Below are 12,180 nucleotides of genomic sequence, written 5' to 3'. Positions count from 1 at the left end.
GCGGCTGGCGATGACGCCGGGGCTGTCCTTGGCGGCCTTCGCGGCGCGGCGGGCCTCCACCCGCGACAACCCCCGCCCACCCGGTATGCCGCCCGGACTCCCGCCCGGCGCGGTGCCGGTGCGACGGCGGCTCCCGCCCCGGCCCCGCCGTGCGGCCGCCTTGCGCCGCTCCGCGCGCCCCGGCCCGGGAAGGGCCCCCGGAGCCGGGGGAGGGGCCGGGGACGTCGTCGTACTGCCCGCTGAACCGGGAGGCGGCGCGGTGCGGCGCCTGCGCCCCGTCCCGCCGTGTGCTCCGTTCCGGCCGGGGTCGCCCCGCCATGGCATGTGCTACTGCCTCCTGTTGTTCTATGGCATCAACAGGAACTCTATATGTATGTGTCGGTGAGGTGTCACAACGTGCCCCGGGAGGTGCCGGGTTCCGCGCCGTGGAGGGCGAGCGCCCCGGAGGGGCAGAGTCCGACCGCCATGCGCACGGCCGCGAGGCGGTCGGCGGGCGGCTCGCCGTACAGGGGGAGGACGAGGCCCTCGTCCGGGTCCTGGTCGAAGACGTCCGGCGCGGTCATGGCGCACATGCCGGCGCCGATGCACCGCTCGCGGTCGGCGGTCAGGCGCGGCGCGCTCACCGGGCGTCCCAGGCGACCGGGAGGCTCTTCACACCGAAGATGTCCGCGCTCTCCGGGCGCAGGGCGACCTCCGACGCGGGTACGGCCAGGCGGAGCGTCGGGAAGCGGTCGAGCAGCGCGCGGAACGCCACCCGCATCTCGACGCGGGCCAACTGCTGCCCCAGGCACTGGTGGATGCCGTGGCTGAAGGCCAGGTGCCCGCCCGCCTGCCGGCCGAGGTCGAGCGCGTGGGGGTCGGCGAAGCGGCCGGGGTCCCGGTTGGCGGTGTGGTACGACAGGACGACGGTCGTGCCCGCCGTGATGGTCCGCCCGCCCAGCTCGACGTCCTCCAGAGCCGTGCGGTGGAAGGTCTTGGCGACGGTCAGGTACCGCAGCAGCTCCTCCACGGCCCCGTCGGTGAGCGCGGGGTCGGCGCGCAGCGCGGCCAGCTGGTCCGGGTGGCTCAGCAGCGCGAAGGTGCCGAGGGAGAGCATGTTCGCGGTGGTGTCGAAGCCGGCCGCCAGGAGGATCAGACTGATGCCCTTGAGCTCCTCGTCGGTCAGGTCGCTGTCGGTGAGTTCGCTGAGGATGTCGTCGGTGGGGTGCGCCCGCTTGGCGGCCACGAGGCGCGCGAGGTACTCCTGGGTCGCGGTGTAGGCCGCGATCAGCTCCTCGTCGCTCACCTCCCCGCCCATGAACATGTCGATCTGCTCCTGGAAGGACGCCCGGTCCTCGTAGGGCACGCCGAGGATCTCGCAGATCACGATGGTGGGGATGGGCTTGGCGAACGCGGTCACCAGGTCCGTCGGCGGCCCGGTCTCCTCCATGGCGTCCAGGCAGTCGGCGGTGATCCGCTCGATCCGCTCGGTCAGCATCCGCATCCGCCGCACGGTGAACTTGCCCACCAGGGGCTTGCGGTACCGGCTGTGATCGGGCTCGTCCATGAGGAGGAACTCGCCGGGCGGCGCGGGCGGCAGCGCGAAGTCGACGACGTTCATGAGGTCCTTGCGGGAGCTGAACCGGGGGTCGGCCAGCACCGAGCGCACCGCGTCGTACCCGGTGACCATCCAGCCCGGCTTGCCGCCGGGGTGCGTGTAGCGGCTGATCGGGCCGTGCGCGCGGGCGTCGAGCAGTTCGGCCGGCGGATCGAAGGGGCAGCCGGACCGGCGCTCCGTCGGAAGCGCCGCGACGGTGTGCGGGGATGCGTTCATGATCTGTCCTCGTCTCGCGGTGCGATGTGCTTCAACTTTCTGGAAAGCTACGTTGCGTTCATGATCCCAGCAATGCCCTTTTCCTCTTTCTCCAGTTGAGAGAAGGGAAATTGATGCAATGACAGGTGAGGTGAATGCAACGAGCCGTTGCGATGGGCTAGTTGCTTGCACCGGTCGCCGGACGGCGGGGCCGTATGATCGCGTCTCCTGTCGGAAGGAGCGGCCGGGGAACCGGCGAGGGCGGAGAGAGATGACCACGAGGACCCCTGCCGTCGACCGTGAACTCGTCGAGGCCGCGGCGCACGTCGCGCGCACGCGCTGCCGGGGCGACCACCACACCATGGCCGCCGCGGCCCGCGCCCGGGACGGCCGGATCGTCACCGCGGTGAACGCCTACCACTTCACCGGCGGGCCCTGCGCCGAGCTGGTCCTCATCGGGACCGCCGCCGCCCAGGGCGCGTACGAGCTGGACACGATCGTCGCCGTGGGCGACCGCGACCGGGGGGTCGTGCCCCCGTGCGGCCGGTGCCGCCAGGTCCTCCTCGACTACTTCCCGACGATCGGAGTCGTCGTCGGAGGCGGTGGTGGCGAGGACGGTGACGGCGACGGCCTGCGGACCGTCCCCGTCACCGACCTGCTGCCCGCGGGCTACGTCTGGGCCGACCACCAGCTCGACGCCGGCTGAACCCGGCCGGACGACCGCGCCCCCGGCGCGCCGTGGCCGAAGGGGACTCCGTACCGGACGGGAACGGTTCCGTACGTACCGGAAGCCGGGCGGCGGTCACGGCGCGGGGTCGTCGTCCCGCGCGTACCGCCGCGGCGGCCGGTGGCGGGCGAGGAGGGCGTCCAGCCGGGCGAGGGCGGTGGCGGTCGCCATCAGGACGAGGGCGGTCGCCGCGAGCCCGACGCCGACGTGCAGCCCCCACTCGGCGAGGAGCACGCCGATGCCGAGCCCCGCGGGGACGCCCAGGCCGGCGACGGCCATCTGGAGGGCCTCCAGCCGTTTGCGCGCGCCGAACCGGCCGGCCATAGCGGTTCCCCTTCGCCGTGGAGGGTGGGCTGTGGAGCGTGCACCGTGAAGTGCCGGTCCGGAGGTGGTTCCCGCGCGGCCGGAGCGGAACACGCGCCTCCACCGTCCGTCCCCGTGCGCCCCGGGCCCGGCGGGCGGATCCTGGAAGGAGGGAGGGGCGGACGGAGGGGGCGAGCGGCGTGCGAGGAGGCAGGACATGACGCGGAACCTGGAGTGGAAGGTCGGCGTGGAACTGCGGGAGGAGGCGGGCCGCACGGAGGCCGAGGCCCGGCTCGACACGGGGCGGGCGACCTACACCGGACACGGCACGGCCCGGTGCGACCCGGCGGACCGGGACGTCCCCGCCATCGGCGACGAACTGGCCGCGAGCCGGGCGATGAAGGACCTGGCGGGCCGGCTCATGCGGGAGGCCGACCGCGAGATGGAGGCGGCGGGCGCCGGCACCGTACCCCGCCGTACGGGCCCCGGATACGGCTGGCCGGAGGCGGTCACCTGACCGGGACGGGCGAGACCGCCCGACCGCGACCGGCGGGGGCGACCCGGACCGGCCGGGGTCCGACCCGCGCCGGAAGGTCGGGGCCGATCCGTGCAGGATGGTCGGGGCCGGGCTGACCGGAGGGCTCGCGAACCGGCCCGGCCGCAAGGGCCCGGCCCGGCCGAGACGGCGGGGAGGGCCCGCCCGGCCCGTTACGCGTCCCCGTCCCGCTCGTCCTGCCCCGCCGGTTCGACCCGTACGTGGTTGACGACCTCCACCACGCCGTCCACCGACTCGCACAGCCGCAGCAGGATCGGGGCGAGGCTCTCGCGCTCGACGGTTCCGCTGAGCGTGACGCGGCCCTCGTCGACGTCGATGTGGACGGCGGCGGGGGAGAGGCCGAGGATGCGGACGACGACGTCCTCGCGGATCTCCTCCTGGATCGACCGGTCGCGGCGCAGGAAGAGCTGGAGGAGGTCGCTGCGGCTGAGGACGCCGATGAGCCGCCCCTCGGCGTCCACGACGGGCAGCCGCTTCACCCGGTGCCGCTCCATCATCCGGGCCGCCTCCACGGCGGTCCAGGAGGGGCGGGCGGTGCGCACGGGGCTGGACATCATCGCCTCGGCGGTGCTGGGGCCGTCCTTGGCGGTGTGCCGCCGGAGCAGGTCCGCCTCGGAGACCACGCCCACGGGCCGGTTCTCCTCGTCGACGACCGGTACGGCGGTGATGCCGTACTCGTCGAGGAGCCGCGCGATCTCCTTGAACGACGTCCCGCGCTGGACCGACACCGCGGTGGGCGTCATGAGGTCGGCGACACTGCGGTGCCTCATCGTCCGTTCCGTCCCTTCTGGGTCTGCGGCTTCCATCGTCCCCCATCGGTGCGGTACGGGCCGCCACCGGGGAGCGGATCGCCACGGTCGCCGTCGGCGGCCACCCGCAGCGCGTCCGCCTCGCCCGCGTCCCCGCCGACTGGACCTCCCCGGCCGCCGGCTGACACCCCGGCACGCACGCGCGCACGCGAAGGGGCCGGCGTCCGGGGTGAAGCCGGGGCTCGGCCGGCCGACGCGCACGCGAAGGGGCCGGCCGGATCGTCGCGATCCGGCCGGCCCCGTTCAGCGCGCGGGCCTCCCGCTCAGGAGCGGGTGACCTTCACCTCGTACACGGAATAGCCCCACTGGGTGGCCCGCCGCTCCCCGTGCACCCGTACGTACCGGGCGGGCGTGGACGCGAACGAGGCCGTGTCGTAGCCGCCGTCCCCGGCCTGCGTCGACCAGACCGTCCGCCACGCCGCGCCGTCCTCGGAGACCTCGATCCGGTACGCGGCGGGGTGCGCCCGCTCCCAGTCCAGGGAGACCCGGCCGACCCGCCGCACCTCGCCCAGGTCCACCTGGAGCCACTGGTCGTCCGACCAGTCGCTGGCCCAGCGGCTGCCGGTGTCGCCGTCGACGGCCCGCCCGGGGGCGTAGCTGACGAACGGGTTCCACTCGGCGGAGCTCGCCGAGGCGGGACGCCCCAGGGCGAGGTTCTCGCCCGGCTCGTACCGCTCGGTCGCCCGCCAGGTCCGCAGGTACGACTCCGCGCCGAGCGCCAGGTCGTCGATGACGTCCGGGCCGCCCGGGGTGAGCCGGATCTGCTCGACCCAGTCCGGCACCAGACCGGCGTGGGCGGCGCCGTCCGCGTTCAGGTCCCAGGTCTTCTCCCCGGTCACCTGCCGGTCCATGACCGTGCCGCCGTCGAAGGTGCGGTACGGGTAGCGCACCGCGTTCGGGGCGTCCGCGCCGACCGGGCCGGGCCAGCCGCCGACCCCGTTCATGTCGGTGCCGTAGCCGAGGCCGACGCCGTACTTCTCGCGCAGCGCCGCCCGCCCGTTCGCCTCGCCGATGAAACCGGCGGCGGCGTGCATGTACGGCGCGGTGAAACCGCCCAGCCGGTAGAGGCGCTCGGTCCAGTCGAGGTCCATCCAGCTGTGCGTGGACAGGACGCCCGGGTACTCCTCGGCCTCCAGGATGTCGAGCGCCCGGCCGGCCGCCTTCACGCTCATGTGGTCGAGCTCCAGCATCATGCCCCGGTCGATCATGCCCCGCAGGGCGTACTCGCCGAGACGGGTCAGCCCGCGGGTGTTGCAGCGGGCGTCGGAGGCGTACGGGGGCACGCTCACCCCGGCGGGCAGCTTCGCCGCCATCGCGGCGGGCGCCACAAGGCCGATCGGGTTGTCCTTCTGCGCCCCCGGGCACCGCTCGGTCGCCCAGAAGGTGCCGGTGGACAGGAACTGGCCGATGTTCACCGCCACGCCCGTCGTCCCGCTGTCGAAGCGGACGCCGCACAGCGCGTTGTCGAACTTGTGGCACAGGAACATGCTGCGGACCCCGAGCCCGTACAGCTCGTCCAGGCCCCGGTCGATGTCCGCCTGGCCGCACTGCGCCACGTCGAGGATCTGCTTGCAGCCGAAGGGCTCCGAGGTCTCCACGCCGAGGACGACGGCCAGCTTGCCCTGCTGGACCACCGAACGGGCCTGGTCGGCGCTGGTCACGATGCGGAACCAGCCCTTGCCCGGGCCGCCGAACAGCGAGTCGACGTAGTCCTGCATCTCGTAGCTCTTGCGGGCCTCCAGCCGGATGGCCTCCATCTCGTCGCAGCCCCGGTCCCGGGGCATGATCGAGCACAGCAGCCCGTTCGACACCAGGTCGTTGACGAGGACGCGCTGGCCGCCGCGCCACGCCCGCTCCAGCCAGGCGTAGTAGTTCTGCTGGTGCGTCAGCGAGTTGTAGGCGGGCCAGTCCTTGAACGTCGGCCAGCCGTTCGGGTCGTGCTTCCCGTCGGCGCCGCCGGTCAGGTTCTCGAAGAGCGCGTTCGAACCGTCCGGGTAGTGCTCCGGGCAGTCCTTCAGCGCCTCGGGCGCGCCGCCGGCCGCGAACGGCGCGCCGCAGATCAGCCGGCCGCCGAAGCCCTCGTTGGACATCACGTGGTTGTGCGCGTCGACGAAGCCGCGCACCCGGCCCTGGGAATCGGTGCCGGTGAACGGTGCGCCCGTGGCGTTGACCTGCGAATCGGCCGCCGGGCGGGTGGTCGGCTCCCACCACGGGGAATCGGCCGCCGGGACCGGCGCGGCGCCGAACAGGACGGCCGCCAGGGCGAGGAGAAGGGACATGAGGCCGAAGCGGCGCGCCCCGCGAAGCGGGGGCGAACTCCGGTCGGTGCGTGGGGTCATGGTCGGGAAGCCTCCGGTCGGTGGGGGTGTACCGGGCGCCCCGAGGATCGCGGTGCCGGAGGACCGAGTCAAGAGTCCGGGTCAGATGACCTGTTGAAGTCCGGAGGAAGCTACGGACACCGGCGCGCCCGGTGGACCGCCGCTCAGCCCTCGATGAGCCGGACCAGCTGATCAGCCGTCAACTCCAGCTGATCCAGGGCCGCTTCCTCGTCCCGCAGCACCAGGTACTGGAGCGTCATCCCGTCCACCGCCGCCGCGAGGTGCCGGGCCAGTGTCCGCACCGGCACCCGGGGCGCCTCCCCCCGCACCGCGCCCACCTGCTCCACCAGCGCCGTCGCCGACCGCACGTACTGCTCGTACTGGGCGCGGGCCAGATGCTCGAAACCGGGCTCGCGCAGCGCGTACTGGGTGAGGTCGTACGTGAGCATGTGCGCGTCCGGCCGCCCGGTGACGTCCTCCCAGTACGTCCGCAGCGCCGCCCGCACCGTCTCGCGCAGCGTCCCGCGCGGCTCCACGGCCTTCATCACCCGGGCCGTGTAGTCGCCGATGATCGTCTCGATGGCGGCTTCGAGGAGGGCCTGCTTGGAGTCGAAGCAGTAGTGGAAGACGCTCAGCGAGACACCGGCCTCGGCGCAGATCGACCGCGTGGTGGTCCGGGCCACCCCGTCCCGGACCATCGCCCTGATCGCCGCCTCCACCAACTGCCGGCGTCGCTCGGCCGACGGCATCCGCGCCATGCTGCCTCCTCGGTTCCGGGCGCCAGGGTAACGGCCCCGGCGGGTGCGCCGGACAGCACGTCGGGGTTCCCGGCGGTGTTCGTCCGCGCAGGCCGGGCCTTGGGCGCTTCGTACCGGGCGGTCACCATCCGTGCCGGTGCGGCGGGCGCGTCCGTTCCGCCCTGTGAGCCCCGATACTCCCTGTACGCTGCCCGAGTCGAGGCTCCCCTCCGGTCAGGACGGGGCCCGACGGCGGACAAGGGGCGGCGCGCGCGACGCGCGAGGGGGAGTTGGCCATGGGCCGGGAGCCGGAGACGGCCGCGGGACGGTTCCGGTCGCACGGACCGGGCGGCACGAGTGTCTCCTTCACCGGTCCCGCCGACCGGACCCCCGGGGCGGCGGCCGACGACGGCCCCGTCGTTTCCCCCGGGGCGGCGGCCGACGACGGCCCCGTCGTTTCCCCCGGGGCGGCGGCCGACGACGGCACCGTTGTTCCCCCCGGGGACGCCGGGAGCAGCGCCTCCACGCTCGCCCCGCCCCCGGGGCGGGGTCTCCGTCGCTCGGCGGCCTGACCCCCACCACACCCACGCGGCCCCGGACCGGGGGAAGAGAGGTCCGGGCCGTGCCCCGCGCAGGGGAGATCACGAGAGGGCCGACCATGGACGATGAGATCCAGCTGTTCAAAGACTCCGACGGGCTGATGGTCGTCGGGGACGAGGCGGCGATCCAGCGCTTCCTCGTCTCGGAGGGGCTGCCGTCGAAGGGGCCCGGGACACGGCGGCTCGGCACCGTTCTCGGCGGCGCGGCCGGCCTCGCGCAGACGGCTTCCGAACGAGCTGCCGAATCGGGCCTCTGGCTGAAGGTGACCAAGGAGTCCGCGCGGCGGATCGAGAAGTCCGGCCTGCGCAGGAGCGCGGCGACCGGCATGGATACGGGCGTGCTGAGGGGACCCAAGGGACAGATCGGCGGGTTCGTCGAATTCACGAAGGGAGCGGGGCCGCTCAAGAGCAACCCGGCCCAGCTGGCCAACATAGCGGCGGTCATGGCGCAACTGGCGATGCAGCAGGCCATGGACGAGATCACCGACTACCTTGCCGTGATCGACGAGAAGGTCGACGATGTCCTCCGCGCCCAGAACGACCAGTCGTTGGCGCAGATGATCGCGGTGGACTTCGCGCTCAAGGAGGCCATCACCGTCCGGGAACGAGTGGGCCGGGTCTCCGAGGTCACCTGGTCGAAGCTTCAGAACACGCCGACGGCCGTCCTGTACACCCAGGCGTACGCGCTGCGCCGACTCGACGCCCTCGCCGAGAAGACGGAGCGGAAGAACCGGATCGGGGAACTCGCCAAGGCGGCCAGGGAGATCGAGGCCGAGGTCCGGCAGTGGCTCGCGGTCCTGGCGCACTGCTTCCAGCTCCAGGACGCCTTCTCCGTCCTCGAACTCGACCGGGTGCGCGAGACCGACCCGCACGAACTGGACGCGCACCGCCTCGGACTCAAAGCCGCCCGGAAGAACCGCATGGACCTCATCTCGGAGAGCACCGAGCGCCTGATGGACAGGATGCACACGGCCGCCGGCGCGGCCAACGCGAAGGTGCTGCTGCACCCGACCGCGTCCCGCGAGGTGGTGCACGCGCGCAACCACGTCGAGGTCTCCGTCGTCGACTTCCACGGCCGGCTCGGGATCGAGCGCGACCAGGAGTCGCTGGAGGCACGGCGCTGGAAGGAGGCGGCCGTAGAGGTGCGCGACAAGGCACTGGAGAAGGGTGCGGAGAACGTGGAAGCGGCCCGGCGCCTCGGCACCGAGACCCTTGACCGGGCCAAGTCGGCGACGAGCAGGCTCTCCAGCGGGATCGCCGAGCGGACGCGCCGCCGACGCGAGGGGGACGCGGAGAGCGAGGCCGGCGAGGAAGTCTGACCGGGCGACGGACCCGCGCCCACCCACCTCTCCCGCCGTTGCTCCTTCCGCCGCCCCGAGCGCGGCTCGACAGCCCTCTGGAAAACCGACACCGCCCCGTCCACCCGCCCTCTTGGGCCGGGCCGACCCTTCAGGAGCCTTCCCCCGTGATTCCGCCCAAGCCCACTGGCGACCCCGCCCTCCCCACCGCTCCCGTCCCCGCTCCCGCCGGTCCTCGCCGGTCACGCCGGACCGCTGCCCTGGTGGCCGTCTGGACGCTTCTCGTCGCGGGTGTCTCCTCCGGCGTCACCGCCGCCGTGATCGGCGGAGGGGACGGTGGCATCGAGGACTCCGCCGCGCCGGGGGCCACCCCGTCGATATGGCAGGACACGCGCACCCACCCCGCAGACCCCCCACAGGAACCGGAGACGGTTCCCAGCCCGACGCCGACCGCCAAGAGCTTCGCCATCGGGGAGAAGGCGAAGAGCGGCGGGGCGACAGTCGTCGTCAAGAAGGTCAGCGAGGCCCCGACCGTGACCCTCGACGACTTCGATTCGGACAAGATCCTCAAGGCCGGTGCCGGGGCGAAGTTCGCGATCGTGGAGACCACCGTCCACAACGACGGCACCGAGCCCTTCGACCCGGTGTGCGGTGGAGGGATCTCGCAGGGCCTCGTCGACGCGGAGGGCCGGACGTTCGACATCATCAACGAAGTGTTCCTGGTCAAGGCGAATCAGAAGGCGGACGCCTGCGGGGAGCAGGTCCAGCCGGGCTTCAAACGCGACGCCGTCTTCGTCTACAGACTCCCCGCCGACGCACGCCCGGCCGAGTGGACCTTCTCCGGCTCCAGAGGCGTGGACGACGACCTGACCGTCGTACGGCTCGCAGCCGGTACCACGTCGAGCTGACGAACGGGGCGCGGAGCGGTCGCCGGACGTTCCACCCGGGGCGACGAGGTCACTCGGCGTCCTCGGGGAGAAGGACCGCGCGCAGGGCCGTCACCGCGTGGGTGCGGTGGTCGTCGAGCCAGCGGACGACCGAGTCCGTGTCGTGTTCGCGCAGGCCGGAGAGGACGGCGCGGTGCTCGTGGACGGCCTGCCGGCGGTGGTCGGGGTCGGTGTAGTAGAGCGAGCGGTAGGCGTCGGTGGCGTCCCAGAGGGTGGTGACCATCCGGACCAGCCGGGGCATCCCGCAGCCCTCGATCAGGGTGAGGTGGAAGCGGCGGTTGGCCTCGGCCATGGCCGTCACGTCGCCCGCCTCCGCGGCCCGCTCGACCTCGTGCTGGACGGCGGTGAGGGTCTCGGTCAGGTCCTCGGGGCCGGAGCGCATGGCGCGGAGGACGGCCTCGGTCTCCAGCAGGGCGCGGATGCGGTAGATCTCCTCCAGGTCGGCGAGCGACAGTTCGGCCACGAAGTAGCCGCGGTGGACGTGGTGGACGACCAGGCCCTCGGCCTCCAGGGTCTTGAGGGCCTCGCGGAGCGGGACGCGGCTCACCTCCAGCCGGGCGGCCAGGGCGTCCTGCCGGATGGGGGCGCCCGGGCGCAGTGCGCCGCTGGTGATGGCGCCGCGCAGTTCCTCCAGGACGAACTGCTGGGCCGTGCGGGGCCGCCGCCTCTCCGTCGTGCCGCTCATCGTTCCGACCTTCCGTCGCCGTTCTCGCTCCGCCGGCGGCTGCCGTCGTCGCCGGTGAACGCCATCTTCCTACGGATCAGAGGCCCCCCACCGAGTTGTCCACAGGGGGTTTTCCGGCCACGATCTCGGCGGTGTGCTCGCCGAGCCGCGGCGGAGCGGAGCGGTACGAGGCCGGGGTGGCGCCGAAGCGGACCGGGTGCGCGACCTGGCCGGGACCGGCCGTTTCCGCCGGCACCCGGACGGGAAGCCCCAGCCGGTCGGCGAGCGCGAACGCCCCGGGGAGGTCGTTGATCGGACCGCAGGGCACCCCGGCGGCCGTGAGCTCCTGGCACCAGGCGTCGGCGGTGCGCGCGGCGAGCGGCCCGGCGAGGGCCTCCACCAGCTCCTCGCGGTGGGCGACGCGTGCGGTGTTGGTGGCGAACCGCTCGTCCGAGGCCAGCTCCGGCCGCCCGATCCGCTCGCACAGCGCCCGGAACTGCCGGTCGGTGCCGACCGCCAGGACCATCGGCCGGTCGCCGGTCTCGAAGACCTCGTACGGGGTGATGCTCGGGTGGCGGTTGCCCAGGGCGCGCGGGACGACCCCGGCGCCGAGGTGCGCGGCGGCCTGGTTGGTGAGCGCGGAGAGCAGCGAACCGAGCAGCGAGACCTCGACCCGCTGTCCCTCGCCGGTGCGTTCCCGGTGACGCAGGGCGGCCAGCACGCCGAGCCCGGCGTGGAGCCCGGTGACGACGTCCACCAGGGCGACCCCGGTCTTCGTCCCCGGCCCGCCCGGCTCCCCGGTGACGCTCATCAGACCGCCCATCGCCTGCACGAGCAGGTCGTAACCGGGAAGCGCGGCGCCCCCGTCGGTGCCGAAGCCGGTCACCGAGCAGTACACGAGGCCCGGATTGCTCCCCCGCACCTCCTCGTACCCGAGCCCCAGCCTCTCCATGGTGCCGGGGCGGAAGTTCTCCACCAGGACGTCCGCCCGGTCGACGATCCCCCGGGCCGCCGCCAGCCCCTCCGGCGTCCCCAGATCCAGCGCCACGGACCGCTTGTTGCGGTTGACCCCGAGGAAGTACGTCGCCTGCCCGTCCGCGAACGGCGGCCCCCAGGAGCGGGTGTCGTCCCCGGACCCCGGCCGCTCGATCTTGACCACGTCGGCGCCGAGATCGGCCAGGAGCATGGTCATGTACGGGCCGGCGAGGACCCGGCTGAAGTCGGCGACGACGACGCCGGAGAGGGCGCTGGGGGCGGTGGGGAGGATGGGGGCGCTGGGGGTGGTGGGCTGGTCGTGGGGGTGATCCGGGTGCATGCGGTGCTCCCTCGGGGTGGCCCAGTGGGGATCAGATCCTGGATATTGGATCCAATCGGACCGTAGGGCGTCCCGAACGGAATCTCAATACTGGATCCAAAATCCAATCTGCGGC

At 73.3% G+C, this 12,180-nt stretch carries 12 protein-coding genes; 4 read left to right on the top strand and 8 right to left on the bottom strand.

The genetic code is table 11. The annotated features are described in order from the left end of the window. Window positions 1-389 precede the first annotated feature (389 nt). Together IE219_RS20815 and IE219_RS20810 are read right to left on the bottom strand one after the other, a co-directional pair. Complete coding sequence (locus IE219_RS20815) at window positions 390-623, bottom strand: ferredoxin (RefSeq protein WP_189979638.1); 234 nt, start codon at window positions 621-623, stop codon at window positions 390-392. Beyond that, window positions 620-1,813, bottom strand: coding sequence for a cytochrome P450 (locus IE219_RS20810; protein WP_189979636.1), 1,194 nt, complete (start codon window positions 1,811-1,813; stop codon window positions 620-622). Before IE219_RS20810 ends, IE219_RS20815 begins: the two co-directional genes overlap by 4 nt. Before the next feature lie 250 nt (window positions 1,814-2,063). Between IE219_RS20810 and IE219_RS20805 the strand changes: the two genes are divergently transcribed. Then, window positions 2,064-2,498, top strand: a complete 435-nt coding sequence (locus IE219_RS20805; RefSeq protein WP_189979634.1) for a cytidine/deoxycytidylate deaminase family protein — start codon at window positions 2,064-2,066, stop codon at window positions 2,496-2,498. 96 nt (window positions 2,499-2,594) lie between these two features. Here IE219_RS20805 and IE219_RS20800 read toward each other — a convergent pair whose 3' ends face one another. Then, window positions 2,595-2,843: a hypothetical protein gene (locus IE219_RS20800; protein ID WP_189979632.1), complete on the bottom strand. Its 249-nt coding sequence runs from the start codon at window positions 2,841-2,843 to the stop codon at window positions 2,595-2,597. Window positions 2,844-3,039: 196 nt separating this feature from the next. Here IE219_RS20800 and IE219_RS20795 point away from each other — a divergent pair, with 196 nt between their 5' ends. Beyond that, window positions 3,040-3,339 carry a DUF1876 domain-containing protein gene (locus tag IE219_RS20795; RefSeq protein WP_189979630.1) on the top strand — a complete coding sequence of 100 codons (300 nt, stop codon included), beginning with the start codon at window positions 3,040-3,042 and terminating at the stop codon, window positions 3,337-3,339. 191 nt (window positions 3,340-3,530) lie between these two features. Here the strand turns inward: IE219_RS20795 and IE219_RS20790 are convergent, their stop codons facing one another. From IE219_RS20790 to IE219_RS20780, 3 genes are all read right to left on the bottom strand, one after another. Then, entirely contained in the window at window positions 3,531-4,148 is a 618-nt protein-coding gene (locus IE219_RS20790) for a CBS domain-containing protein (RefSeq protein WP_189979628.1), read from the bottom strand. Window positions 4,149-4,450: 302 nt separating this feature from the next. Next, the gene (locus IE219_RS20785) at window positions 4,451-6,526 is read right to left on the bottom strand and encodes a galactose-binding domain-containing protein (RefSeq protein WP_189979626.1); all 2,076 of its coding nucleotides are present in this window, start codon (window positions 6,524-6,526) and stop codon (window positions 4,451-4,453) included. A gap of 143 nt (window positions 6,527-6,669) precedes the next feature. Further along, on the bottom strand, window positions 6,670-7,263 hold the full coding sequence (locus IE219_RS20780) for a TetR/AcrR family transcriptional regulator (RefSeq protein WP_189979624.1): 594 nt from the start codon (window positions 7,261-7,263) through the stop codon (window positions 6,670-6,672). A gap of 637 nt (window positions 7,264-7,900) precedes the next feature. On the opposite strand from IE219_RS20780, the gene IE219_RS20775 reads away from it, so the two are divergent. Together IE219_RS20775 and IE219_RS20770 are read left to right on the top strand one after the other, a co-directional pair. Then, window positions 7,901-9,160, top strand: coding sequence for a hypothetical protein (locus IE219_RS20775; RefSeq protein WP_189979622.1), 1,260 nt, complete (start codon window positions 7,901-7,903; stop codon window positions 9,158-9,160). Window positions 9,161-9,402: 242 nt separating this feature from the next. Continuing rightward, window positions 9,403-10,047 carry a DUF4352 domain-containing protein gene (locus tag IE219_RS20770; RefSeq protein WP_189979620.1) on the top strand — a complete coding sequence of 215 codons (645 nt, stop codon included), beginning with the start codon at window positions 9,403-9,405 and terminating at the stop codon, window positions 10,045-10,047. Between the two features lie 49 nt (window positions 10,048-10,096). On the opposite strand, the gene IE219_RS20765 is transcribed toward IE219_RS20770, so the two are convergent. Together IE219_RS20765 and IE219_RS20760 are read right to left on the bottom strand one after the other, a co-directional pair. Next, window positions 10,097-10,771, bottom strand: a complete 675-nt coding sequence (locus tag IE219_RS20765; protein WP_189979618.1) for a GntR family transcriptional regulator — start codon at window positions 10,769-10,771, stop codon at window positions 10,097-10,099. Between the two features lie 76 nt (window positions 10,772-10,847). After that, window positions 10,848-12,065 (bottom strand): CaiB/BaiF CoA transferase family protein, encoded by a 1,218-nt coding sequence (locus tag IE219_RS20760; RefSeq protein ID WP_189979616.1) that lies wholly within the window; start codon window positions 12,063-12,065, stop codon window positions 10,848-10,850. Between the last annotated feature and the right edge of the window lie 115 nt (window positions 12,066-12,180).

The sequence above is a fragment of the Streptomyces termitum genome, from assembly GCF_014650175.1.
GTDB lineage: Bacteria > Actinomycetota > Actinomycetes > Streptomycetales > Streptomycetaceae > Streptomyces > Streptomyces termitum.
The sequence above is the reverse complement of the archived record's forward strand: the minus strand, read 5'-3'. Positions and strand labels throughout refer to the sequence as shown.

Bases quoted from the DNA above. Each gene is read 5' to 3' on its own strand.
- IE219_RS20780 (WP_189979624.1), bottom strand. From the start codon at position 7,263: ATGGCGCGGATGCCGTCGGCCGAGCGACGCCGGCAGTTGGTGGAGGCG.
- IE219_RS20800 (WP_189979632.1), bottom strand. From the start codon at position 2,843: ATGGCCGGCCGGTTCGGCGCGCGCAAACGGCTGGAGGCCCTCCAGATG.
- IE219_RS20810 (WP_189979636.1), bottom strand. From the start codon at position 1,813: ATGAACGCATCCCCGCACACCGTCGCGGCGCTTCCGACGGAGCGCCGG.
- IE219_RS20775 (WP_189979622.1), top strand. From the start codon at position 7,901: ATGGACGATGAGATCCAGCTGTTCAAAGACTCCGACGGGCTGATGGTC.
- IE219_RS20760 (WP_189979616.1), bottom strand. From the start codon at position 12,065: ATGCACCCGGATCACCCCCACGACCAGCCCACCACCCCCAGCGCCCCC.
- IE219_RS20805 (WP_189979634.1), top strand. From the start codon at position 2,064: ATGACCACGAGGACCCCTGCCGTCGACCGTGAACTCGTCGAGGCCGCG.
- IE219_RS20765 (WP_189979618.1), bottom strand. From the start codon at position 10,771: ATGAGCGGCACGACGGAGAGGCGGCGGCCCCGCACGGCCCAGCAGTTC.
- IE219_RS20785 (WP_189979626.1), bottom strand. From the start codon at position 6,526: ATGACCCCACGCACCGACCGGAGTTCGCCCCCGCTTCGCGGGGCGCGC.
- IE219_RS20790 (WP_189979628.1), bottom strand. From the start codon at position 4,148: ATGAGGCACCGCAGTGTCGCCGACCTCATGACGCCCACCGCGGTGTCG.
- IE219_RS20795 (WP_189979630.1), top strand. From the start codon at position 3,040: ATGACGCGGAACCTGGAGTGGAAGGTCGGCGTGGAACTGCGGGAGGAG.